17 protein-coding genes, 1 tRNA gene and 1 pseudogene are annotated in these 23909 nt (G+C 64.7%); 17 read left to right on the top strand and 2 right to left on the bottom strand.

Annotation, left to right across the window (positions count from 1 at the left end):
• Positions 1 to 67: 67 nt before the first annotated feature.
• From ACX0GZ_RS02610 to ACX0GZ_RS02585, 6 genes are all read left to right on the top strand, one after another.
• On the top strand, positions 68 to 1222 hold the full coding sequence (locus tag ACX0GZ_RS02610) for an isovaleryl-CoA dehydrogenase (protein ID WP_458813040.1): 1155 nt from the start codon (positions 68 to 70) through the stop codon (positions 1220 to 1222).
• A complete protein-coding gene (locus ACX0GZ_RS02605) occupies positions 1219 to 2820 on the top strand; it encodes a carboxyl transferase domain-containing protein (RefSeq protein ID WP_458813038.1) in 1602 nt (533 codons plus the stop codon). The genes ACX0GZ_RS02610 and ACX0GZ_RS02605 overlap by 4 nt, the downstream gene beginning before the upstream one ends.
• A gap of 368 nt (positions 2821 to 3188) precedes the next feature.
• Positions 3189 to 5048, top strand: a complete 1860-nt coding sequence (locus tag ACX0GZ_RS02600; RefSeq protein WP_458813036.1) for an acetyl/propionyl/methylcrotonyl-CoA carboxylase subunit alpha — start codon at positions 3189 to 3191, stop codon at positions 5046 to 5048.
• 97 nt (positions 5049 to 5145) lie between these two features.
• Complete coding sequence (locus ACX0GZ_RS02595) at positions 5146 to 5598, top strand: MaoC family dehydratase (RefSeq protein ID WP_458813034.1); 453 nt, start codon at positions 5146 to 5148, stop codon at positions 5596 to 5598.
• Complete coding sequence (locus ACX0GZ_RS02590) at positions 5598 to 6416, top strand: HpcH/HpaI aldolase/citrate lyase family protein (protein WP_458813302.1); 819 nt, start codon at positions 5598 to 5600, stop codon at positions 6414 to 6416. Before ACX0GZ_RS02595 ends, ACX0GZ_RS02590 begins: the two co-directional genes overlap by 1 nt.
• A gap of 83 nt (positions 6417 to 6499) precedes the next feature.
• Positions 6500 to 7816: a methyl-accepting chemotaxis protein gene (locus ACX0GZ_RS02585; protein ID WP_458813032.1), complete on the top strand. Its 1317-nt coding sequence runs from the start codon at positions 6500 to 6502 to the stop codon at positions 7814 to 7816.
• A gap of 18 nt (positions 7817 to 7834) precedes the next feature.
• Here the strand turns inward: ACX0GZ_RS02585 and ACX0GZ_RS02580 are convergent, their stop codons facing one another.
• Positions 7835 to 8989 (bottom strand): AI-2E family transporter, encoded by a 1155-nt coding sequence (locus ACX0GZ_RS02580; protein WP_458813030.1) that lies wholly within the window; start codon positions 8987 to 8989, stop codon positions 7835 to 7837.
• A 66-nt stretch (positions 8990 to 9055) separates the two neighbouring features.
• Here ACX0GZ_RS02580 and ACX0GZ_RS02575 point away from each other — a divergent pair.
• The 6 genes and pseudogenes from ACX0GZ_RS02575 to ACX0GZ_RS02550 all read left to right on the top strand — a co-directional run bounded on the left by ACX0GZ_RS02575 (position 9056) and on the right by ACX0GZ_RS02550 (position 16218).
• Positions 9056 to 12417: pseudogene (locus ACX0GZ_RS02575) on the top strand (amidohydrolase family protein).
• A 184-nt stretch (positions 12418 to 12601) separates the two neighbouring features.
• Positions 12602 to 13714, top strand: a complete 1113-nt coding sequence (locus ACX0GZ_RS02570; RefSeq protein WP_458813028.1) for an S-(hydroxymethyl)glutathione dehydrogenase/class III alcohol dehydrogenase — start codon at positions 12602 to 12604, stop codon at positions 13712 to 13714.
• 112 nt (positions 13715 to 13826) lie between these two features.
• Entirely contained in the window at positions 13827 to 14210 is a 384-nt protein-coding gene (locus tag ACX0GZ_RS02565) for a VOC family protein (RefSeq protein ID WP_458813026.1), read from the top strand.
• Positions 14207 to 15061 (top strand): formyltetrahydrofolate deformylase, encoded by an 855-nt coding sequence (purU, locus tag ACX0GZ_RS02560; protein ID WP_458813024.1) that lies wholly within the window; start codon positions 14207 to 14209, stop codon positions 15059 to 15061. The genes ACX0GZ_RS02565 and purU overlap by 4 nt, the downstream gene beginning before the upstream one ends.
• Positions 15058 to 15903: an S-formylglutathione hydrolase gene (gene fghA, locus ACX0GZ_RS02555; protein WP_458813022.1), complete on the top strand. Its 846-nt coding sequence runs from the start codon at positions 15058 to 15060 to the stop codon at positions 15901 to 15903. The genes purU and fghA overlap by 4 nt, the downstream gene beginning before the upstream one ends.
• 60 nt (positions 15904 to 15963) lie before the next feature.
• Positions 15964 to 16218 (top strand): hypothetical protein, encoded by a 255-nt coding sequence (locus ACX0GZ_RS02550; protein ID WP_458813020.1) that lies wholly within the window; start codon positions 15964 to 15966, stop codon positions 16216 to 16218.
• A 67-nt stretch (positions 16219 to 16285) separates the two neighbouring features.
• Here the strand turns inward: ACX0GZ_RS02550 and ACX0GZ_RS02545 are convergent.
• Positions 16286 to 16359: transfer RNA gene (locus tag ACX0GZ_RS02545), tRNA-Cys, on the bottom strand.
• Between the two features lie 159 nt (positions 16360 to 16518).
• On the opposite strand from ACX0GZ_RS02545, the gene ACX0GZ_RS02540 reads away from it, so the two are divergent.
• From ACX0GZ_RS02540 to ACX0GZ_RS02520, 5 genes are all read left to right on the top strand, one after another.
• A complete protein-coding gene (locus ACX0GZ_RS02540; protein ID WP_458813018.1) occupies positions 16519 to 17196 on the top strand; it encodes a protein-L-isoaspartate O-methyltransferase family protein in 678 nt (225 codons plus the stop codon).
• Between the two features lie 17 nt (positions 17197 to 17213).
• Positions 17214 to 18779, top strand: a complete 1566-nt coding sequence (locus ACX0GZ_RS02535; RefSeq protein WP_458813016.1) for a TolC family outer membrane protein — start codon at positions 17214 to 17216, stop codon at positions 18777 to 18779.
• 79 nt (positions 18780 to 18858) lie between these two features.
• Positions 18859 to 19380, top strand: coding sequence for a DUF2497 domain-containing protein (locus tag ACX0GZ_RS02530; RefSeq protein ID WP_458813014.1), 522 nt, complete (start codon positions 18859 to 18861; stop codon positions 19378 to 19380).
• A gap of 52 nt (positions 19381 to 19432) precedes the next feature.
• Positions 19433 to 21040, top strand: a complete 1608-nt coding sequence (locus ACX0GZ_RS02525) for a histidine kinase famiy protein (RefSeq protein ID WP_458813012.1) — start codon at positions 19433 to 19435, stop codon at positions 21038 to 21040.
• A 40-nt stretch (positions 21041 to 21080) separates the two neighbouring features.
• Positions 21081 to 23870, top strand: coding sequence for a valine--tRNA ligase (locus tag ACX0GZ_RS02520; protein WP_458813010.1), 2790 nt, complete (start codon positions 21081 to 21083; stop codon positions 23868 to 23870).
• The last annotated feature ends 39 nt before the right edge of the window (positions 23871 to 23909 follow it).

The following is a 23909-nucleotide window of genomic DNA, read 5'->3' as shown; positions in this document are numbered from 1 at the left end:
GTGCGTTCGTAAACAGTTCTTCAAAAATGCGGAATTTCGATTAGAAGCCCGCGGCAAGGAGAGACACATGCACGATTTCGATTTCGCGTTGGGCGACAATGCGGACATGATTCGCGACGTGACGCGGCGCTTCGCCGCCGACAAGATCGCGCCGCTCGCCGCGAAGATCGATGCCGAAGACTGGTTCCCGCGCGACGATCTGTGGACCCAGATGGGGGAACTGGGCCTGCACGGGATTACCGTGGCGGAGGCCGATGGCGGGCTGGGGCTCGGTTATCTCGAGCATGTGATCGCGTGCGAGGAAGTCAGCCGTGCTTCCGCCTCGATCGGGCTGTCCTATGGCGCGCATTCGAACCTGTGCGTCAACCAGATCGCGCGCTGGGCATCGCCCGAGCAAAAGGCGAAATACCTGCCCAAGCTGATTTCGGGCGAGCATGTCGGCAGCCTGGCGATGTCGGAGGCGGGGGCGGGGTCCGATGTCGTCGGCATGAAGCTGCGCGCCGAAGCCGCAGACGGCGGCTATGTCCTGAACGGCACCAAATTCTGGATCACAAACGCCGCCTATGCCGATGTGCTGGTCGTCTATGCCAAGACCGGCGAGGGTTCGCGCGGCATCACCACTTTCCTGATCGAAAAGTCGTTCAAGGGATTCTCGATCGGTCAGAAGATCGACAAGATGGGGATGCGCGGTTCGCCGACGGCAGAGCTGGTGTTCGACGATTGCTTCGTGCCGGAGGAGAACGTCATGGGGCCGGTGAATGGCGGCGTCGGCGTGCTGATGTCGGGGCTTGATTACGAGCGCACCGTGCTGGCGGGCATCCAGCTCGGCATCATGCAGGCGTGCCTCGACGTGGTGCTGCCCTATGTCCGCGAGCGCAAGCAGTTCGGCCAGCCGATCGGCGGGTTTCAACTGATGCAGGCCAAGATCGCCGACATGTATGTCGCGCTCAATTCGGCGCGCGCCTATGTCTATGCGGTGGCAAAGTCGTGCGACGCAGGCCGGACGACACGGTTCGATGCCGCGGGCGCGATCCTGCTGGCCAGCGAAAACGCGTTCAAGGTGGCGGGCGAGGCCATCCAGGCGCTGGGCGGGGCGGGTTATACCAAGGACTGGCCGGTCGAACGGTTCCTGCGCGACGCCAAGCTGCTCGACATCGGCGCCGGCACCAACGAAGTCCGCCGTATGCTGATCGGCCGCGAACTGATCGGGGCGGCGGGGTGAGCGCGCCGGTTCTCCAGAGCAAGGTTGCACCCGACAGCGACGATTTCCGCGCCAATGCCGCGCATAATCGCTCGCTGGCGCAGCGGCTGCGCGGCGATGTCGCGCAGGCCGCGTTAGGCGGCAGCGAAAAGGCGCGCGAGAAGCATGTCGCGCGCGGCAAATTACTGCCGCGCGAGCGGGTCGAGCGGCTGCTCGATCCCGGTTCGCCGTTTCTGGAGATTGGTCAGCTTGCCGCGTGCGATATGTATGGCGGCGAGGTGCCGGGCGCGGGTTTGATCGCCGGGATCGGGCGCGTGTCGGGGCGGCAGGTGATGATCGTCTGCAATGACGCCACGGTAAAGGGCGGCACCTATTACCCGATGACGGTAAAGAAGCATCTCCGCGCGCAGGAGATTGCCACGGCCAATCGGTTGCCGTGCATCTATCTGGTCGACAGCGGCGGCGCGAACCTGCCACATCAGGCAGAAGTGTTTCCCGACCGCGACCATTTTGGGCGGATTTTCTTCAATCAGGCAAACATGTCCGCCAAGGGCATTCCGCAAATCGCCTGCGTAATGGGGAGCTGCACCGCGGGCGGCGCCTATGTCCCCGCCATGTCGGATGAGACGGTGATCGTCCGCAATCAGGGGACGATCTTCCTCGCCGGTCCGCCGCTGGTGAAGGCGGCCACGGGCGAGGTCATCACTGCCGAGGATCTGGGCGGCGGCGACCTGCACGGGCGCAAGTCAGGCGTGGTCGATCACGTCGCCGAAAACGACGAACATGCGCTGACCATCGTGCGCGATATCGTCAGCCATTTGCCCGCCGATCGTGCGGTCGATCTGGCGCTGAAAGACCCGCGCGCACCGAAATATGCGAGCGAGGAACTCTACGGCCTCATCCCGCAGGACGTGCGCGCGCCCTATGACGTGCGCGAGGTGATCGCGCGGCTGGTCGATGGCTCCGAGTTTCACGAGTTCAAGGCGCTGTACGGCACCACGCTGGTGTGCGGTTTCGCGCATCTCTGGGGGATGCCGGTCGGGATCATCGCCAATAACGGCGTGCTGTTCAGCGAAAGCGCGCAGAAGGGCGCGCATTTCATCGAGCTGGCGTGCCAGCGGCGCATTCCGCTGCTGTTCCTCCAGAACATCTCGGGCTTCATGGTCGGCGGCAAATATGAGGCGGAGGGGATCGCGAAGCACGGCGCGAAGCTCGTCACCGCCGTCGCCACGGCGACCGTGCCCAAGATCACGGTGCTGATCGGCGGCAGTTTCGGCGCGGGCAATTACGGCATGTGTGGGCGGGCATACGACCCGCGCTTCCTGTTCACCTGGCCCAACAGCCGGATCAGCGTAATGGGCGGGGAGCAGGCGGCGAGTGTGCTGGCGACGGTCCACCGCGATGCAGAGACTTGGGATGAGGCGCAGACCGAAGCGTTCAAGGCTCCCGTCCGCCAGAAATATGAGGATGAGGGCAACCCCTGGCACGCCACCGCGCGGCTGTGGGATGACGGCATCATCGATCCGGCCCAGACCCGCGACGTATTGGGACTGGCATTCGCCGCAACGCTCAACGCGCCGATCCCCGAGCGCCCGGCGTTCGGCGTGTTCCGGATGTGATGGACATTAATATGAACAACTTAGGTTTGTTTTCGAGAATCTGGCTCGTCCTCTCCGCGTTATGGCTAGTTGTATTCGGTCTTTCGGCTTGGGATGCATGGTCCGAAGCCAATTTGATGACTAATCGGTACGAGGACGTTCGCGCGGATGCGTGGGCAGAAAACTTCTTTGAGAGTCGAGGCGTTGGGTCATACGCAGGCGCCGCAGATGAAACTGAGGGCCGACTTGACGAGCTAAGAGAACTTAAGAACGAATCAGACTCAAAACGTAATTGGTCGATATTTTTTCTCTTGATTGGTCCGATTGCGATCGGCGCAGTTCTGAGATTGATGCGATGGGTTGCTCTTGGCTCGAAGGTCGTGAAGTAAATGATTACCTCCCTCCTCATCGCCAATCGCGGCGAGATCGCTTGCCGCATCATCCGCACTGCGCGGGAGATGGGCGTTCGCACCGTCGCGGTCTATTCGGATGCGGATGCGCAGGCGTTGCATGTGCGTCAGGCGGACGAGGCGGTGCATATCGGGCCTTCGCCCGCGCGCGAAAGCTATCTGGTCGGTGACAAGATCATCGCGGCGGCCAAGGCGACCGGCGCGGAGGCGATCCATCCCGGTTATGGCTTCCTGTCCGAGAACGCGGATTTCGCGCAGGCGGTGATCGACGCCGGGCTGATCTGGGTCGGCCCCAATCCCGACAGCATCCGGGCGATGGGGCTGAAGGACGCCGCCAAGGAGCGGATGATCGCGGCGGGCGTGCCGGTGACGCCGGGCTATCTGGGCGAGGACCAATCGCCTGAGCGGTTGCGCAGCGAAGCCGACGCGATCGGCTATCCCGTGCTGATCAAGGCGGTCGCGGGCGGCGGCGGCAAGGGGATGCGGCGCGTCGACGCTGCGTCCGATTTCCTCGACATGCTGCTGTCGTGCCAGCGCGAAGCGGCATCGTCGTTCGGCGACAATCGCGTGCTGATCGAGAAATACATCCTGTCGCCGCGCCATATCGAAGTGCAGGTGTTCGGCGACAAGCATGGCAATGTCGTCCACCTGTTCGAACGCGACTGTTCGCTCCAGCGCCGCCACCAGAAGGTGATCGAGGAAGCGCCTGCACCGGGTATGGACGAGGCGACGCGCAAGAGCATCTGCGCTGCTGCCGTGCGCGCGGCGCAGGCGGTCGATTATGTCGGCGCGGGCACGATCGAGTTCATCGCCGACGCGTCCGAAGGCCTTCGCGCCGACCGCATCTGGTTCATGGAAATGAACACCCGGCTTCAGGTCGAACATCCGGTGACCGAGGAAATCACCGGCGTCGATCTGGTCGAATGGCAGTTGCGGGTCGCGAGCGGAGAACCGATCCCCAAGCGGCAGGACGAACTGGCGATCGACGGTTGGGCGATGGAAGCGCGGCTTTATGCCGAAGACCCGGCGAAGGGGTTTCTCCCAAGCACCGGGCCGCTGACCGAGTGCTATCTCGCCGACCACGGCATCCGCGTCGATACGGGCGTAGAGGAGGGCGGCGAGGTCACGCCGCATTACGACCCGATGATCGCCAAGCTGATCGCGCATTCGCCCGACCGCGCCGAAACGATCGACTTGCTGGCCGACGCGGTGGCATCGAGCATCGTGTGGCCGGTCAAGACGAACGGCGCGTTCCTGCTGAAGGCGCTGGCGGACGACGATTTCGTCAGCGCGCGCATCGACACCGGCCTGATCGAACGACGCGGCGAGGCGCTGATGCCCGATGCACAGCCGTCGCGCTTCGCGCTGGCGGCGGCGGCGGCACAGTTTGCGGAAGCGTTCGCGTCGCACCCCGCGGTTGGCGGATTTCGACTGAACGCCGACCCGGTCCGCCGCGTGCGGGTGTCGGTTGCCGGGCAAACGCACGAGGTGGAGCCCTCGGACGACGAGGGCGCTTGGGTGCGTAGCGACGGCGATCAGGTGCGGCTTGACGAGGGCGGCCAGACCTTTGCGATCGTGCTCGCCCGCACCGACGGCGCAGGGGGTGGCGGCGCATCCGACGGCGCGATCCTGTCGCCGATGCCGGGCAAGGTGATCGCGGTCGAGGTCGCCGCGGGTGATGCCGTGGTCGCGGGGCAGAAATTGCTGACGCTCGAGGCGATGAAGATGGAGCATTCGCTGACGGCACCGTTCGACGGAGTCGTGGCGGAGTTGAATGCGAGCATTGGCGGGCAGGTCAGCGAAGGTGCGCTGCTGGCGATGGTCGAGCGGGCGGAATAACCCTCTCACTCCCGTTCGTTTCGAGCGAAGTCGAGAAACGCAGCGGCTGGAACAGGTTTCTCGACTTCGTTCGAAACGTACGGACTTGGGGTGGCATATGGCCGGTAAGCATTATGACGAATGGCGGGTCGGCGACACGATCGCACACGATCTGCGCCGCACGGTGACCGAGACCGACAATCTATTGTTCTCCGCCATGACGCATAATCCGCAGCCGCTGCACCTCGACGCCGAAGCCGCGCGGATGAGCGAGTTCGGGCAGATCCTCGTCAACGGCACCTTTACCTTCGCGCTGATGGTCGGGCTGTCGGTGGGCGACACGACGCTCGGCACGCTCGTCGCCAATCTGGGATACGACAAGGTGGTGATGCCGAAGCCGGTGTTCATCGGCGACACGATGCGCGCGACGAGTGAAGTCGTCGAATTGCGCGACAGCAAGTCGCGGCCCGAGGCGGGACTCGTCACCTTTCGCCACCGCCTGATCAACCAGCGCGACGAGGTGGTGTGCGAGTGTCTCCGCACCGCTTTGCTCAAGCGAACGGCGGCATGATGCGGCTGCGCTCGCTGCTGTTCGTGCCCGGCGACCGACCGGAGCGGTTCGACAAGGCGCTGGCGTCGGGGGCGGATGCGCTGATCCTCGATCTCGAGGATTCGGTGGTGCCCACGAAGAAGCCCGAAGCGCGCGCGGCGGTGGCGGCGTTTCTACAACGCAAGCACGACGCGCACATCTTCGTCCGCGTCAATCCGCTGGGCAGCGAATGGAATGCCGGCGACTGCGACATCGCGCGCCAGGCGGATGGCGCGGTGCTGCCCAAGGCGGAAGGCGCGACCGATATCGAGCGCGCGGCGGCGATGCTGGGCGATGTGCCGATCCTGCCGGTCGCGACCGAAACCCCGCGCGCGGTGTTCGCGCTCGGCGATTACGGGTCGGTCGCGGACCGCTTGTGCGGGCTGACCTGGGGCGCCGAAGACCTGCCCGCCGCGATCGGCGCCGTATCGAGCCGTGAGGAGGATGGCGGCTATACCGATCCCTACCGGGTCGTCCGTGCGCTCACCCTGTTCGGTGCCCATGCTGCGGGCGTGCCCGCGATCGAAACCGTCTATCCCGACATCAGGGATCTGGACGGCCTGGCCGCCTATGCCGCGCGGGGCAATCGCGACGGGTTCAGCGGCATGATGGCGATTCACCCGGCACAGGTCGTCGCGATCAACGCGGCTTTCACGCCGGACGAAACCGCAATCGCACACGCGCGCGCGGTGGTCGATGCATTTGCCGCGAACCCGAATGCGGGCGCGCTGCAACTGGATGGCCGGATGATCGACGCCCCGCATCTGAAACAGGCGAGGGCTCTGCTGGCCCGCGTCTGAAAGGCGCAGAAAACCGCCATTTGTCATCGATCTGTCATCAAATCCTAAGGTGAAATTTACCAGCGGCGGGTTAGCCGCCTTGCATGGTCGCTCTTCCTGATTCTGCCGATCGGCAATCGGCTTCGCCGGCGTGGCTCACGCCCGAGGAACGTCGTCCGCAGCGCGTTCGCCACGACGCGCCGTTCGGCGACGTGATGGAAATGTTTCGTAACCAGCCGGACATGCGCGTGTTGCCTGTGGTCGATGCCGACGATCGCCCCCTGGGTGGCGTGTTCGATCGCGATGTGCGGCAGTTGCTGCTCAATCCATTCGGTCACGCGCTGCTTCGCAACCCCAGCTTCGGCGGCAATCTGGGCGCGTTCATCCTGCCGATGCCGATTGCCGAAATCAGCCATTCGGTGCCGCGCCTGATCGATATCTATCGAACGGCGCAAGGGTCCGAAGGGATGATCCTGACCGAGCGGGGGAAACTGGTCGCGGTGATAACCAACCGGCGGCTCGTCAATCTGGCAGCCGAGCATGAAGTCGCGCGCGCCAGGAGACAGTTGGAACGCAGCCGAAGGATCGCGGCTGCCACCGAAACCTTCGAACGCCATGTCGAGACCCTGTTGGCGGACATGACCGAACTGGCGCGCACGGTTCATGAAAATGCCGCGACCACCGCCGAGCGATCGGTCCGCACCGGTGCCCATGCCGGTGCCGTAGCGGCGGCGGTCACGCAAGGCAGTGAAAACCTATCGGCGATCGAGGAGCAAAGCCGGGGACTTGTCGCGTCGCTGGAGCAGGTTCGCCGTAGCAGCGGCGATGCGCGCGATCTGGTCGAGACAACCGTGTCGCTGGTGGCCGAAGGCAGCCGTCGGACCGACGATCTGGAACGTTCGGTCGCCTCGGTCGATCACGTCATTGCGGTAATCGGCGAGATTGCGAGCAAGGTCAGTCTGCTCGCCCTCAATGCCGGGATCGAAGCGGCGCGATCGGGCGAGGCCGGGCGCGGTTTCGCCGTCGTGGCGAACGAGATCAAGCTGCTGTCGCACCAGACATCGGCCGCCGCGTCGCGTGTCGACGGGCATGTCGCCGATATCACAGAGGCGGTCGGTGAGGTGCGTCTGGCGCATCGCGCGGTGGAAACGGCGATCGCCCGGATTGATCAACGCTCGGTCGCCATCGAAGCAGCAGTCGCCGATCAGGAGGCGCTTACCCGGTCAATCGCCGCCAATGTGGGGGAGGCTGCGCAGGCGGCATCGGGCGTCGATCGGGATGCAGGAGCCATCGCGGCAAATGCGCGAACGGCAGCCGAACGTGCGTTGACGATGCGGGTGTCCGCCGAGCGCCTGCACATCAGCGCCGATACGATTGCACGCGAAACAAAGGAACTGATCGATCAGATGCGTTCGATCTGATCCTGCCCGGCTTTGTCGCTAGCCGATCTTTTCCTCGACCAGATCGTCCTCGACCGCGATGCGGATGGGCTTGCCCAGGATGGTCTTCACGTAAACCCGCTGGATCAGCACGAAGGTGACGACCGTGATCGGCGCGGCGAGCAGCACGCCCAGGAATCCGAACAGCGTGCCAGCGCCGACGACCGCGAACAGCAGGACGGCAGGCGGAACGTCGACCGCGTGCTTCTGGATCAGCGGTTGCAGGATGTTGCCCTGAATCTGCTGGACCAGCAGGAACAGGCCGATCGTCCAAACCGCGGTCATCGGCGATACGGTAAAGGCCAGGATCACGGCGGGAACGGCGGCGATGATCGGGCCGACGAACGGAATGATGTCGAGCAAGCCGGCGATCAGGCCCAGGCCACCGGCCGCAGGCACGCCGAGCAGCAACAGTCCGACCCAGGTGAGCGCGGCGACCACCGACATCGACATGAGTTGCCCCACCATCCAGCCGCGCAGCGCGGCGGTCGCATCGTCCATCGCCTTTTCCGCCGTCGGCTCGGCGCGTTCGGGGATCAGATAGAGGAAGCCGCGACGATAGACGTCGGGTTGCGTCGCGAGGAAGATCGCACCGACCAGCACCAGTGCGAAATCCGCCAATCCGCTGCCCACCGACACGACATAGCCGCCTGCGCGTCCGACGATCGAGGACAGGTCGCTGGTGCCGCTGGAGATCACGCTGCGCAGCCGCTCGCCCAGGCCCCAGGTGTTGAGCTGGGCTTCGATCGCGGCAAGCGCTTTGGGGAATTGCTCGCGGATCGTTTCGAACTCCTGCGCCAATTGCGTGCCGAACAGCACGAAGACGCCTGCGAAGGCGCCGAGCAGCAACAGGATGCCGAGCGTCAGCGACCAGCCGCGCGGCAGGCGGGTGATCCGGCGGATCAGACGCGCCATCGCGTCGAACACCACGGCCAGAACGATCGCGGCGAACAGCAGCAGGAACAGGCCGGTCAACTGAAGCAACAGCGCCGCGACACCGACCAGCGCGATCAGGATGACGACGCGGCCCGCAAAGGTGGCGGCACTCGGGCTCAGCCAGCCCCTGTCCTGTTCCTGCATATAATTCCGTTCCCCCGCGACTGTCTTAGCCGTCTGATACGCGACAAAGCGCGGGGTCGGCAATCGTTCCCGCATTGCGCTTGGCGCTTCGCGCCGCAATAGTCGCGCCCAATCAACCAGAGATTGAACAAGGGGAACTCCATGAAATCGCTCGCGCTTGCGCTCGTCTCGCTTACCGCGCTTGCCGCTGCCGATGTGCAGGCGCAGGTCGCACCACAGCCCGCCCCGCCGGTAGAGGCGACCGAAGCACCCGAGGACGAGACGCTGCGCGAAGGCGAAGAACCCCAGCCATTGCCCCAGCCCGCGCCCGCCGTTGCCGTCGCGCCTGCCGCTCAGCCGGCACAGGCCGCCGCGACCACTCCGGCCAAGGCCGCCAAATGGGACGTCAATCGCCCGACCGGCGCGCCGATTCGCCAGGTGCCGATCCGCGTGTCGGAAGGCAGCTGGATGGATGTCGACGTATCGCCTGACGGGCGGACGATCGCGTTCACGCTGCTCGGCGATATCTACACCTTGCCGATTTCGGGCGGCACGCCGACACGGATTTCCGAAGGGCTGGCCTGGGAAGTCCATCCGCGCTTTTCGCCTGACGGTCGCCGCATCGCCTTCACCTCGGACCGCGGGGGCGGCGACAATATCTGGGTGATGAACGTCGATGGGTCGGACAAGCGTCAGGTGACGAAAGAGGATTTCCGCCTCTTGAACCAGCCGAGCTGGTCGCCGGACGGACGCTACATCGTCGCAAAGAAGCATTTCACGACCGGCCGCTCGCTCGGCACCGGCGAGGTGTGGATGTATCACGTCTCGGGCGGCGCGGGCGTGCTGCTGGTCAAGCGGCCCAACGAACAGCATCAGAAGGAACTGGGCGAGCCGGTTTACGCGCCCGACGGCAACAGCGTTTACTACACGCGCAACGTCACGCCGGGTCCGATCTTCGAATATGCTCAGGATTCAAACACCGGGCTGTTCGATATCGAACGCTATGACCTCGGCACCGGGGAAGTCACCAAGGCGGTGACGGGGCTCGGCGGATCGGTGCGTCCGCAGCCTTCGCCCGATGGCAAGAAGATCGCGTTCGTCCGGCGCGAGGCGACGCGGTCGAAGCTCTATGTCAAGGACTTGGAATCGGGCGTCGAGCGCAAGATCTACGACGATCTCGATCAGGACGTTCAGGAAACCTGGGCGGTGACCGGCGTCTATCCGAACATGGGCTGGACACCCGACAGCCGCTCGATCGTGTTCTGGGCCAAGGGCAAGATCAACCGCGTCGATGCCGACGGGGCGAACGCGCGCGAGATTCCCTTCACCATCGACGACACCCGCGACGTGATCGATCCGCCGCAATTCGCGGTGGAGGTCGCGCCGGAGCAATTCACGACGAAAATGCCGCGTTTCGCCAGCGTCTCGCCCGACGGACGTCAGGTCGTGTTCGAAAGCCTGGGAAAGCTGTACGTCAAGCCGATGGGTGGCGGCGCGGCCCGGCGACTGACGCGCGCCGGTGATGGGTTCGAACTGTTCCCCAGCTGGTCGCGCGACGGGCGGCAGATCGTGTTCGTCGGCTGGACCGATACCGGGCTGGGCACTATCCGCACCGTGGCGGCGGGCGGCGGCAACGCGCGTGACGTGACGACGCGGCCCGGCCATTATGCGCGGCCGCATTTCTCGCCCGACGGTCGGACCATCGTGTTCGAGCGCAATGCGGGCGGCAACCTGACCAGCCCGCGCTGGTCCGAAGACCCCGGCGTGTATCGCGTCGCAGCGTCGGGTGGCGCGCCAGAAATGGTCGCGCGCGGCATGGGCGCGCCGCATTTCGGTCGCGACAGCGACCGCGTGTTCATGATCGGTCAGGATGCGGGCAAGCGCCAGCTGGTCAGCACGAACCTGACTGGCGAGGCGAAGCGCGTCCATGCAGCGGGCGAACTCGTCACGGATTATGTCGTGTCGCCGACCGGCGAATATGTAGCGTTTCGCCAGAATTACGAAGCGTTCGTCGTGCCATTGATGCCCGGCAACCAGACGGTCGAACTGTCGGCGACGTCGACGGCGCTGCCGGTGACCAAGGTGTCGGGTTCGGGCGGCGATTACATCCACTGGGCATCGAACGGGAACCGGCTGCACTGGAGCCTTGGGCCCACGGTCTATACCGCCGAAACCGCGCAGATCTTCCCGGCAGCACCGCGGCCTGAAGGCGCACCGGGCTTCGTCGCGCCAACATCGGGTGTATCGCTTGCGATGCAGCAGGATGCGGCGATCCATCGCGGGACCACCGTGCTGACCGGCGCGCGCATCGTTACGATGGCAGGGCAGGGCGGCGGCGTGATCGACGACGGCGTGATCGTTGTGCGCGACAACCGTATCGCCGCGATCGGCCCGCGTGCGAGCGTCCAAATTCCCGCAGGTGCACGCACCGTCGATCTCGCGGGCAAGACGATCATCCCGGGCCTGATCGACGCGCATGCGCATGGTCCGGCGGGAACCGGCGAGCTGATTCCGCAGACCAACTGGGCGATGGTCCAGAACCTCGCGCTCGGCACCACGACGATCCACGACCCGTCGAACCGCGCGAGCGAAATCTTTGCCGCCTCGGAAATGCAGCGGGCCGGGCTGATCCTTGCGCCTCGCATCTTTTCGACCGGCGAGATCGTCTATGGCGCGCGCGCAGCCGACGTCTATGCCGAGATCAACAGCCTCGATGATGCGCTCGCGCATGTCCGCCGCCTGAAGGCGCAGGGCGGGCATTCGGTCAAGAACTACAACCAGCCGCGCCGCGAACAGCGGCAACAGGTGGTGGAGGCCGCACGGCTGGAGAATATGCAGGTCGTGGCCGAGGGCGGGTCGCTCTACGGCATGGACATGAACCTGGTCGCCGACGGCAACAACACGCTGGAGCACAACATTCCGCTGGAGATATTCTACGACGATGTGGTGCAGATGTATCGCCAGACCAAGGTCGCCTACACGCCGACATTGGGCGTGACCTATGGCGGTCTGGCGGGCGACCCCTATTGGCGGCAGGCGACCGATGTCTATGCCCAGCCGCTGCTGAAAGCGCATACCCCGCCCGCACGGCTGCTCGCCGACAATGCGCGGCGGACGAAGGCGCCCGACAGCAATTTCGTGATGATGATTCGGCACGCGAAGCCCGTAAATTGATGCAGGCGGGCGTGCCCGTTGCGGCGGGCGGTCACGGTCAGCAGGCGGGCATCGCGATGCACTGGGAACTCTGGTCGTTCGTGCGCGGCGGCATGACGCCGCTGGAGGCGCTTGCCACCGGCACCAGCGAAGCCGCGCGTTCGCTGGGCATGGCGCGCGACATCGGCACGCTGGAGGTCGGCAAGCTCGCCGATCTGGTGGTGCTCGACGGCGACCCGATCGAGAATATCCGCAACACCGAACGCGTGTCGCGGGTGATGCTCGGCGGGCGACTCTACGATGCGGCCACCATGCGGGAGGTCGAGACGGGGAACGGCGGGCGCGGTGCCTATTGGTGGGAGAACCAATAAACCCAAAACCGTTCTTGCTGAGCTTGTCGAAACATTGTCCTTCTTGGTGCCAAGGACAGTGCTTCGACATGCTCAGTACGAACGGGAGAGCGGGCGTAAGGAAAACGAGCGTTTCGGTGGGCGGTAACGCTTGACGGGGCACGCACCATTCAGCGACTGCTGCCCTCAACACAGGAGACATCCCATGAAAACCCGCGCCGCCGTCGCGTTCGAAGCGAAACGCCCGCTTGAAATCGTCGAACTCGACCTCGAAGGCCCTCGGCCAGGCGAAGTGCTGGTCGAAATCATGGCGACCGGCATCTGCCATACCGATGCCTACACGCTCGACGGGCTAGATTCGGAAGGCATCTTCCCGTCGATACTGGGGCATGAAGGGGCAGGGATCGTGCGCGAAGTCGGCGCGGGCGTCACCAGCGTCGCGGTCGGCGATCACGTCATCCCGCTCTACACGCCCGAATGCCGCCAGTGTAAATCGTGCCTGTCGGGCAAGACTAATTTGTGCACCGCGATCCGCGCCACGCAAGGCAAAGGGCTGATGCCCGACGGCACGACGCGGTTCAGCCACAAGGGGAAGCCGATCTTCCATTATATGGGCTGCTCGACCTTTTCGAACTTCACCGTGCTGCCCGAAATCGCCGTCGCGAAAATCCGCGAGGACGCGCCGTTCCAGACGAGTTGCTACATCGGCTGCGGCGTGACGACGGGCGTCGGTGCGGTTGTGAATACCGCCAAGGTGCAGGTCGGCGAAACCGTCGTGGTGTTCGGGCTGGGCGGCATCGGCCTGAACGTCATTCAGGGCGCACGGCTGGCGGGCGCATCGATCATCATCGGCATTGACGTCAATCCGGACCGCGAAGACTGGGGCCGCCAGTTCGGCATGACGCATTTCCTGAACACCAAGGGCATGAGCCGCGAAGACATCGTCGCCAAGATCGTCGAGATGACCGAGGGCGGCGCGGATTACAGCTTCGACTGCACCGGCAATACCGAGGTGATGCGCACCGCGCTCGAATGCTGCCACCGCGGCTGGGGCGAATCGATCGTTATCGGCGTCGCCGAAGCAGGCAAGGAAATCGCGACGCGGCCGTTTCAGCTCGTCACTGGCCGGGTCTGGAAAGGCACCGCGTTCGGCGGCGCGAAGGGGCGGACCGATGTGCCGAAAATCGTCGACTGGTACATGAACGGAAAGATCGCGATCGATCCGATGATCACCCACGTCCTGACGCTGGACGAGATCAACAAGGGCTTCGACCTGATGCACGCGGGCGAGAGCATCCGGTCGGTGGTGGTGTATTGAAGTCCCCCCCGTTCATTTCGAGCGAAGTCGAGAAACGTGAGCCAGGCGCTCGGGATGCGTTTCTCGACTTCGCTCGAAGCGAACGGTGGTAGGGACAATAGGGAGAGAAAAAATGTTCAGCCATGTCATGCTCGGCGCCAACGATACCGAGGCGTCCAAGGCATTTTACGACGCCACGCTCGGCGCACTCGGCGTTCGTCCCGGCCGCACCGACGACAAGGGCCGCGTGCTTTACATGCACAATGGCGGCATCTTCATGTTGACCAAACCGATCGACGGCAATCCCGCCTGCCACGCCAATGGCGGCACCGTGGGCTTCGCCGCCGCGTCGAAGGAAGAGGCCGATGCGTGGCACGCAGCGGGCCTCGCCAATGGCGGCACCGCGATCGAAGACCCGCCCGGCATCCGCTCCAACGCGTTCGGCAGCCTTTATCTCGCCTATCTGCGCGATCCGGCGGGTAACAAGGTTTGCGCGATGCACCGCCCCGCCCAGTGAGCGAAGCCGGCTGGATATTGACGCTGACCTGTCACGACCGGGTTGGCGTCGTGGCGGGGGTGACCGGGCTGCTGGCACGGCATGACGGCTTCATCCTCGACAGCCAGCAATATGCCGATCTGGAGACGGGGCGCTTTTTCATGCGCGTCGTCTTCACCGGCGGCGGGCCGCGCTTTCCTGCCAGTGCCGACAAGCTGCGTCAGGCGCTCGGCGGCGTCGCGGCGGAATTCGAACTCGACTGGTCATTAACGCGCGCGGATGCCCGCCCACGCATCGTCGTCGCGGTGTCGAAGGGCTCGCACTGCCTGAACGATCTGCTCCACCGCCAGCAATCGGGCGCGCTGTCGGCAGAAATCGTCGCGATCGTGTCCAACCACGACAAGTTGCGCGGGCTGACCGAGTGGCACGGACTTCCCTATCATTTGCTGGACGGCGACAAGGCCGTGCAGGAAGCGGCAATCGACGCGGTGATGGCGGATGCGGACGCCGATTTTCTGGTGCTGGCGCGCTACATGCAAATCCTGTCGCCCGATTTTGCGGGCCGACTGACGGGCAAATGCATCAACATCCATCACAGCTTCCTGCCCGGCTTCAAGGGGGCGAGACCCTATCACCGGGCGCATGAGCGCGGCGTAAAGCTGATCGGCGCGACCGCCCATTTCGTCACCAGCGATCTCGACGAAGGCCCCATTGTCGAGCAAGCGGTCGATCGCGTCGATCACCGCGCGTCGGTCGATGACCTGATCCGCATCGGTCGCGATATCGAGGCGCAGGTGCTGGCGCGCGCGGTGAATGCGCTGGGCGAGCGGCGCCTGTTCCTGAACGGCAACCGGACGGTGGTATTTCGATGAGCATGAAGACGGTTTCGACCAACAAGGCGCATGACGGGGTGCAGGGCGTTTATCGCCACGCATCGACCGCGACCGGCACCGACATGACCTTCTCGGTCTATGTCCCCCCGCACGAAGACGGCGCGAAGCTGCCCGTGCTGTGGTATCTGTCCGGCCTGACCTGCACCCATGCCAACGTGACCGACAAGGGCGAGTTTCGCGCGGCTTGTGCCGAGCATGGCGTGATCTTCGTCGCGCCGGACACGTCGCCACGCGGTGACGCTGTGCCCGACGACGACGCCTATGATTTTGGCCAGGGGGCAGGCTTCTACGTCGATGCGACGCAAGAACCCTGGGCGGAGCATTTCCAGATGCGCCGCTATATCGAGGACGAATTGCCCGCGCTGATCGCCGCGGAGTTTCCCTCTGCCGACATGACGCGTCAGGCGATCACCGGCCATTCGATGGGCGGGCATGGTGCGCTGACCATCGCCCTGCGCAATCCCGACCGGTTCAAATCCGTCTCCGCCTTCGCCCCCATCGTTGCGCCGTCGCAGGTGCCGTGGGGTGAGAAGGCGCTGGGCGGCTATCTGGGCGACGATCGCGCGGTCTGGCGGCGGCACGATGCCTGCGCGATGATCGAGGATGGCGCGCGCGTCGCAGAACTGCTGGTCGATCAGGGCGATGCCGACCAGTTTCTGGCCGAGCAATTGAAGCCCGAATTGCTGGAGGCGGCGTGCGAGGACGCGGGCATCGACCTGACGCTCCGAATGCAGCCCGGCTACAACCACAGCTATTATTCCATCGCCACCTTCATGGCCGATCATATTGCCTGGCACGCTGAGCGGCTGAACCGCGGATAAATTGAGGCTATGCTGAAAGACGGGGTCGATTGGCGATTGGCCAGCCTTGCAAGTTGGGCGATGGCGGCCATTTCGTTCGTTGCGACCGTTCTTTTCTTCGCCATGGGCTACCGGATCGCACTGTGGTTGACGCTCCATGCGATCATGGTGGTGGCGAGCTTGTTGCTGGCATTTCGGTTCCGCTGCGGTGCCTGCGACAAATCGATTTTTGCGCGCGAATTGACCAGCGGCAATCCCCTTACCGGAGAGCCGGTCATGGTGCGGCGGTTCTTCCCGGAATCGACCTGTTCGCGATGTCGGACGAGACTTGACTGAACAGGACCGGGAGCAACTCTCGCGACACGGCCGAACCAAAGAGCAGGAAGGGGGCGGGGAGTGGATTTGGAGGCCCGAGCCGGAATCGAACCGGCGTGCACGGATTTGCAATCCGCTGCGTCACCACTCCGCCATCGGGCCGAGAGCGGCGCAGATGGGGCAGGCGAGGGGCCGGTGTCAACTCCCGGAAAGCGATAAAAGGCGGACAGACCGGCTTGGCGCGGAAGAGCCGCGCGGATACAAGCACTAATCCGCAATGTGTATTGCAATACTAACACAGTTATGCGACAGGGGTTGTCGATGATGAGCACTGCCACCGATTCCACCCGGCCCGCCGCCCCGTTCGCGACCATGCGCGATGCGATGGTGGTCAGCCAGCTGCGCACCAGCGGCGTGGACGACCGGCGCCTGATCGAGGCGATGGCCCGCGTGCCGCGCGAGGATTTCGTGCCGGATGCGGTCAAATCGCTCGTTTATCGTGACACGCAATTGCCGCTGGGCGGCAGGCGGATGCACAACACGCCGCTCGCGACCGCGCGGTTGCTGAACGAGGCGGGGATCGAGCCGGGCGACCGGGTGCTGCTGATCGGGGCGGCGGGCGGTTACGCGGCTGCGCTCCTGTCGGGACTGGCGCACAGCGTCGTCGCGGTCGAGGAAGCGCCGCTTGCCGCCGATGCGCGCGCGGCGCTGGCCGGGTTGCGCAATGTCGAGGTGGTCGAAGGCAAGCTGTCCGATGGCGCGCCCGACCATGACCCGTTTGACGTGCTTATGATCGACGGCGCGGTCGAGGCGTTGCCCGATGCGCTGGTCGAACAGGCCAAGGACGGTGCGCGAATCGTCACCGGCCTGGTCGATCGCGGCGTCACGCGGCTGGCGGCGGGGCGGCGGACCGCCGGCGGGTTCGGCCTGTTCGATTTCGTCGATATCGATTGTGCGGTCCTGCCCGGCTTCGACAAGCCTCGTTCGTTTCAGTTTTGAGCCAAGGAACTTTCCTTATGCGTTGTCGGCTGTTGATCCTGAGCGCGAGCATCGTCGCACTGTCCGCGCCGATGATCTCCGCCGCGCAGACGGTTCAGCCGCTGCCGACGCGCCCTGCGCCGCAACCGGTCACGACCATCGGACAAAGCACGCTGGGACAGGCGCTGGCGACCGCCTATCGCACCAATCCGACGCTGGCGGCGGAGCGCGCCAACCTGCGTGCCAATGACGAAAACGTGCCGATCGCACGCTCGGCCGGGCTGCCGCAGGTGACGAGTTCGGCGACCTATCTGGAAAACCTTCACAATTCGTCGAACGGATCGGGTCAGAACAGCTTCGGCAACCCCGCGCGCCAGGTGACGGCGGGCGTCGATCTGTCGGTGCCGATCTATTCGGGCGGCGCGGTGCGCAATTCGGTGCGTGCGGCGGAAACCCGCGTTCGTGTGGGCCGCGCGGATTTGCGGAGCGTCGAAGCGCAGACGTTCACGAATGTCGTCGCGGCCTATATGGACGTGATCCGGGACGAGGCGATCGTTGCGCTCAACCAGCAGAATGTCCGTGCGCTGGGCGTCAATCTTCAGGCGTCGCGCGACCGGTTCGAGCTGGGCGACCTGACCCGCACCGACGTTGCCCAGTCCGAAGCGCGGCTGGCGATTTCGGAAGGCCAGTTGCGCAGCGCGGAAGCGCAGCTGATCTCGACGCGCGAAAACTATATCCGCATCGTCGGCGAGGCGCCCGGCGTGCTCGCGCCGCCGCCGCCGCTGCCGGGGCTGCCCGTCGCGGTCGAGGATGCGACGCGCGTCGCGCTCGACCAGAATCCCAATCTCGATTCGATCCGGCTGGCGGCAGAGGCGAGCGATTACGATATCGATGTCGCCCGCGCCGCGCGACTGCCGCGCGTGTCGGCATTTGTCGGCGGCGATTACAATAATTTTCTCGGCTCTTTGGGATCGGGCACCGGCGTCGATATTCGCCAGGACAGTAGCTCGGCTCAGGCCGGGCTGTCGCTGTCGATGCCACTGTTCCAGGGCGGGCTGCCCGCCGCCCGCGTGCGTCAGGCGCAGGCACGCCGCTCGCAGACGCTGGAGATCGCGACCGAAGTCGAACGCGGCGTCGTCGCGCAGACGCGCTCGGCATTCGCGGTGTGGCAATCGTCGCAGCGCGTGATCGAAACCGCGCAAGTCGCGGTCGATGCCAACCGCCTGTCGCTGGAGGGTGTGCGCGCCGAAAACAGCGTCGGCACCCGCACCATTCTCGACATCCTCGATGCCGAACGCGAATTGCTTAACGCTCAGGTGACGCTGGTTGCGGCGCAGCGCGATGCCTATGTCGCCGGCTTCGCGCTGCTTGCGGCGATGGGGCAGGCGGAGGCGCGCGACCTGGGCCTCGACGGCGGGCCGCTTTACGATCCGACGGTCAATTACAACCGCGTGCGCGGGCGGATTTCGGACTGGGCGGACGATCCCGAGCCGGTGTCGGTCAGCACGCCGACCATCGCCACGCCCGCGCAGAACGCGACCGTCATCAACCAGCCCGATCCGTCGACGATCGCCCGCCCGCCGGAAACGCCGATCGGCGATTGATCCCGGCGCGGTTGACAGCGCCCGCCTTCTGACCGAAACCGGCCGCTTGTTAAGACCATCGGGCGACAGGGTGCCGGATATGGGGGATATCAGCTCCGAACGATCGATGGAGGACATCCTCTCGTCGATCAAACGCATCATCGCCGAAGAAGGCGATGTGGGACAGCGCCCGCGCCGCCCGCGCGTGCCCGCGCCGGAGCTTTCGGCCCGTGACGAAGACGCGGACAGCGACGAGGCGGTGCTCGAACTCGCTACTTATGCCGACGAACCCGGACCGGTCGAACCCGAGGCGGCAATCGCTCCTTCATCCGAGGCCGAAACCACGCCCCAGTCCGACCCCGAACCGCTGAACGAACCCGCGCCCTCCCACGCGCGATCGGACGAGGCGATCCTGTCCGAACGCGCCGCTCAGGCGACTCGCGGATCGCTCGATGCACTGTCGAAACTGATCGTGCGGCCACCGGTTTCGGGAACGGACACGCTTGAGGGGCTGGTGCGCGACATGCTGCGCCCGATGCTCAGCGACTGGCTCGATGCGCATCTGCCGGAGATCGTTGAACGAATCGTCCAGCGCGAAGTCGAGCGCCTGACAAAGCGGTAATGGTTCGCGTGGGTAATGGGAACTTGTCTCGAGCCATTGGGTTTTTGGCGGCATGAACGATGGTCGCGACCTTCCCGGCGATAGCGACGCGCTCTATGCCCGATTGCGGGGGGAGGTGTCGAACGCCGCGATCGAGGCGGACGAACGGCACGACATTTTTTTCGCGGCGGTAGAGACCACGCGGATGCCGATGATCGTCACCGATCCGCACCGCGACGACAATCCCATCATTTTCTGCAACCGCGCATTCGAAAAGATGACGGGATACCGGCAGGAAGAGATTGTCGGCCGTAATTGCCGCTTTCTTCAGGGGCCGGAGACCGATCAGGACACTGTGTCCCAGGTTCGCGAGGGGATTCGCCGACGGGAGGACGTGGCGGTCGAGATCCTCAATTACCGCAAGAACGGATCGACTTTCTGGAACGCGCTGTTCGTTTCTCCGGTCAACGACGCCAATGGCGAGCTTCGCTATTTCTTCGCCAGCCAACTCGACATTTCGCGCCGCAAGGAAGCTGAAGAGGCGTTGAGCCAGGCGCAGAAGATGGAGGCCGTGGGCAAGCTGACCGGCGGGATTGCGCATGATTTCAACAATCTGCTGCAAGTCATCACCGGCTATACCGACATGCTCGACGCGCGGCTGGACAAGGACGATCGCATCGCTCGCCGCTCGTTGGAGGCGATTTCGACCGCGGCGTCGCGCGGCGCGCAGCTTACCCAGCAATTGCTGGCGTTCGCGCGCAAGCAGGAATTGCGCGACCGGCTGCTCAACATCAACACGCTGATCGGCGATTTCGAAGGCATTGTCGGACGGGCTGCGGGCGACAAGGTGCGCGTCCGCTACGATTTCTCCGACGATCTGTGGAATGCGCGGATCGATCCGGTTCAGGCCGAAATGGCGCTGCTCAACATCGTCTCCAACGCGCGCGATGCGATGGGGGGCGCGGGCGACCTCACCATCGCCACCGCCAATGCCGTCTCCACCGTCGATGCGCCGCTCGCGCCCGGCCTCGAGCCCGGCGAATATGTGTGCGTGTCGGTGACCGACACTGGCACCGGCATCGACGATCAGGCGATGGCGCAGATTTTTGATCCCTTCTTCTCGACCAAGGCGGTGGGCAAGGGGACGGGCCTCGGCCTGTCGATGGTCTATGGCTTCATGCGCCAGTCGGGCGGCGGCGTGTCGGCGGAAAACCTGCCCGAGCGCGGCGCGCGATTCGCGCTCTATTTCCCCCGTGCGCGCGGCATCATCGATCCGGCGACGGTGCAGAGCCCACAAATGATGGGCGAGGGTGAGCGCATCCTGATGGTCGAGGATCAGCCCCAGGTCGCCGAACTGGGCCAGGCGATCCTCGAGGATCTCGGCTATGCCGTCGTCCATGTCGACAGCCCCCCGAAGGCGCTGAAGCTGCTCGAAGGCAACAGCGATTTCGCGCTGCTTTTCACCGACATTGTCATGCCCGGCGACATGAATGGCGTCGAACTGGCGACCAGCGTGCGCGGCGAATATCCGGGAATCGAGATTTTGCTGACGACCGGCTATTCCGACCGCGCGCTCGATGCGGAAAGCCGTAACTTCCCGCTGGTCCGCAAACCCTGGCGCCGCGCCGAACTCGCCCAGCGCATCCGCACCCTGCTCGAAGGCCCGACGGGGGTAAGCTGAACCCTTGCGCCACACGCTCGCGCGGGTAATGCGGGCGGCTATGACCGAGCTTTCCAAGACGTTCGACCCTGCGGCCATCGAGCAGCGCTGGTATCCCTATTGGGAAGAGAATGGCCTGTTCCGGCCCGACCGGCCCGGTGCGGAGCCCTGGACGATCGTCAACCCGCCGCCCAATGTCACCGGCAGCCTGCACATCGGCCATGCGCTCGACAATACCTTGCAGGACATCCTGGTCCGCCACGCCCGGTTGCAGGGCAAGGATGCGCTGTGGGTGGTCGGCACCGACCATGCCGGCATCGCGACGCAGATGGTGGTCGAACGCCAGATGGCGCTCAAACAGCAGAACCGCACCGATTTTACCCGGGACGAATTCGTGGCGAAGGTGTGGGAGTGGAAGGAAGAAAGCGGCGGCGAGATCACCGGCCAGCTCCGCCGTCTGGGCTGTTCGATGGACTGGGCCAACGAACGCTTCACGATGGACGAAGGCTTTTCGAAAGCCGTGCTCAAGGTCTTTGTCGATCTCTACAACACGGTGAAACCTGACGGATCGCGCCTGCTCTACCGCGACAAAAGGCTGGTGAACTGGGACCCCGGCCTCGGCACCGCGATCAGCGACCTTGAGGTCGAAACGCGCGAGGTCAAGGGCAGCTTCTGGCACCTGCGCTATCCGCTGGAGGATGGATCGGGCTTCATTCACGTCGCGACGACGCGGCCGGAGACAATGCTGGCCGACATGGCGGTCGCTGTAAATCCGAACGACGAGCGTTACACGACGCTGGTCGGAAAGCAGGTGCGCCTGCCGATTACGGGACGACTGATCCCGATCGTTGCCGACGAGCATGCCGATCCCGAACTGGGGTCGGGCGCGGTGAAGATCACGCCGGGGCATGACTTCAACGATTTCGAGGTCGGCAAGCGCGCGGGGATCAAGGCGTCGGACATGCTCAACATGCTGGATGCCAAGGCGCGGGTTCAGCAGACGGCGGACGGACTGATCCCGGCTGATCTCATCGGCCTCGACCGCTTCGATGCGCGTGCGCTGGTGGTGCAGCAACTGAAGGACGGCGGCTTCCTGGTCCCGTATGTCGACAAGGATGGCGTCGAACACGATGCCGAACCGCGCACGATCCAGACCCCCTATGGCGACCGGTCGAATGCGGTGATCGAGCCGTGGCTGACCGACCAATGGTATGTCGATGCCGCGACGCTGGCCAAGCCCGCGATCGAGGCGGTGCGATCGGGCGCGGTGCAGATCGTGCCGAAGTCGTGGGAAAAGACCTATTTCAACTGGATGGAGAATATCCAGCCCTGGTGCGTCTCGCGGCAACTGTGGTGGGGGCACAGGATTCCAGTTTGGTTCGACGCGGACGGAAAGGTCTATGTGGCCGAAACCGCCGAGGAAGCTCAGGCGCTTGCAGGTGAAGGCGTGGTGCTTCGTCAGGATGAAGACGTTCTCGACACCTGGTTCTCCTCCGCGCTTTGGCCGTTCGCAACGATGGGCTGGCCCGATACCCCTCACCCCTCCCCTTCAGGGGAGGGGCCGGGGGTGGGGCCTGCCCGTCTCACAGAGACCGACGCGCGTGGGGAAACGCCCCACCCCAACCCCTCCCCTGAAGGGGAGGGGCTTAAGGCACCCAAGCTCGGTGGCCGCTATCCCAACGACGTGTTGATCTCCGGCTTCGACATCCTGTTCTTCTGGGACGCGCGGATGATGATGCAGGGGTTGCACTTCATGGGCGATGTGCCGTTCAAGACGCTGTATCTCCACGGGCTGGTCCGCGCCGCCGACGGCTCGAAAATGTCGAAGTCGAAGGGCAATACCGTCGATCCGCTCGGCCTGATCGACCGCTATGGCGCGGACGCGTTGCGCTTCTTCATGGCGGCGATGGAAAGCCAGGGCCGCGACATCAAGATGGATGAAAAGCGGGTCGAGGGGTATCGCAACTTCGCGACCAAGCTGTGGAATGCCGCGCGTTTCTGCCAGGCGAACGGCATCGGCGCATCGACCACGCTGTCCCCGCCCGAGGCGACCCGCGCGGTCAATCGCTGGATCATCGCGGAAACGGTGTCGGCGGTGCAGGCGGTCGATCTCGCGCTTGCCGAATACCGGTTCGACGGCGCGGCCAACGCGATCTATCAGTTCGCGTGGAGCCGCTTCTGCGACTGGTATCTGGAACTGATCAAAGGTCAGATCGACGACGAGACCAAGGCGGTTGCGGGCTGGGTGCTCGACCAGATTCTGGTGATGCTCCACCCGTTCATGCCGTTCATCACCGAAGAGCTGTGGCACGCGATGGGAGATCGAGATTATCCGATCATCACCGCCAAGTGGCCGATGGCGGATGCGAAATCGCTCGATGTCGCCGCGCAGAAGGAAATCGACTGGCTGATCCGGCTGGTGAGCGACATCCGCTCCAGCCGCACCGAACTCAACGTGCCGCCGGGCGCGCGCCTGCCGTTGCACGTTCGCGACGCATCGGCGGAAACGATGGCGCGGCTTGAGCGTCAGGGTGCGGCGCTGGCGCGGATGGCGCGAGTCGATCTGAACGATGCGGAGGCGCCGGCTGGCGGTGCGGCGCAGGTCGTGGTTGACGAGGCAACCTTCGTCCTCCCGCTCGAAGGCGTCATCGACCTCGACGCCGAGCGCGCACGGCTGGCCAAGGCGATCGCAGCGGCGGAGAAGGAACGCGATTCGCTGTCGGGGCGGTTGTCGAACCCGAGCTTCGTCGAACGCGCCAAGCCCGAAGCGGTGGAAAAGGCGCGCGCCGATCATGCGGAGAAGTCGGAAGAAGCGGCGCGGCTGCACGCGGCGTTGGGGCGGCTGGGGTAATCCGCTCGCAATGACCGTTTTGTGGGCCTGACAGCGGCT

The sequence above is a fragment of the Sphingomonas aestuarii genome (assembly GCF_054457155.1).
This window is presented reverse-complemented; position numbering and strand designations above follow the sequence as displayed.

What these genes read in the sequence shown, in the direction of transcription:
- ACX0GZ_RS02585 (WP_458813032.1), top strand. Translation starts at nt 6,500, where the DNA reads ATGGTCGCTCTTCCTGATTCTGCCGATCGGCAATCGGCTTCGCCGGCG.
- ACX0GZ_RS02595 (WP_458813034.1), top strand. Translation starts at nt 5,146, where the DNA reads ATGGCCGGTAAGCATTATGACGAATGGCGGGTCGGCGACACGATCGCA.
- ACX0GZ_RS02540 (WP_458813018.1), top strand. Translation starts at nt 16,519, where the DNA reads ATGATGAGCACTGCCACCGATTCCACCCGGCCCGCCGCCCCGTTCGCG.
- ACX0GZ_RS02520 (WP_458813010.1), top strand. Translation starts at nt 21,081, where the DNA reads ATGACCGAGCTTTCCAAGACGTTCGACCCTGCGGCCATCGAGCAGCGC.
- ACX0GZ_RS02590 (WP_458813302.1), top strand. Translation starts at nt 5,598, where the DNA reads ATGCGGCTGCGCTCGCTGCTGTTCGTGCCCGGCGACCGACCGGAGCGG.
- ACX0GZ_RS02570 (WP_458813028.1), top strand. Translation starts at nt 12,602, where the DNA reads ATGAAAACCCGCGCCGCCGTCGCGTTCGAAGCGAAACGCCCGCTTGAA.
- ACX0GZ_RS02580 (WP_458813030.1), bottom strand. Translation starts at nt 8,989, where the DNA reads ATGCGGGAACGATTGCCGACCCCGCGCTTTGTCGCGTATCAGACGGCT.
- ACX0GZ_RS02535 (WP_458813016.1), top strand. Translation starts at nt 17,214, where the DNA reads ATGCGTTGTCGGCTGTTGATCCTGAGCGCGAGCATCGTCGCACTGTCC.
- ACX0GZ_RS02530 (WP_458813014.1), top strand. Translation starts at nt 18,859, where the DNA reads ATGGGGGATATCAGCTCCGAACGATCGATGGAGGACATCCTCTCGTCG.
- ACX0GZ_RS02525 (WP_458813012.1), top strand. Translation starts at nt 19,433, where the DNA reads ATGAACGATGGTCGCGACCTTCCCGGCGATAGCGACGCGCTCTATGCC.
- ACX0GZ_RS02610 (WP_458813040.1), top strand. Translation starts at nt 68, where the DNA reads ATGCACGATTTCGATTTCGCGTTGGGCGACAATGCGGACATGATTCGC.
- ACX0GZ_RS02550 (WP_458813020.1), top strand. Translation starts at nt 15,964, where the DNA reads ATGGCGGCCATTTCGTTCGTTGCGACCGTTCTTTTCTTCGCCATGGGC.
- ACX0GZ_RS02565 (WP_458813026.1), top strand. Translation starts at nt 13,827, where the DNA reads ATGTTCAGCCATGTCATGCTCGGCGCCAACGATACCGAGGCGTCCAAG.
- ACX0GZ_RS02600 (WP_458813036.1), top strand. Translation starts at nt 3,189, where the DNA reads ATGATTACCTCCCTCCTCATCGCCAATCGCGGCGAGATCGCTTGCCGC.
- fghA (WP_458813022.1), top strand. Translation starts at nt 15,058, where the DNA reads ATGAGCATGAAGACGGTTTCGACCAACAAGGCGCATGACGGGGTGCAG.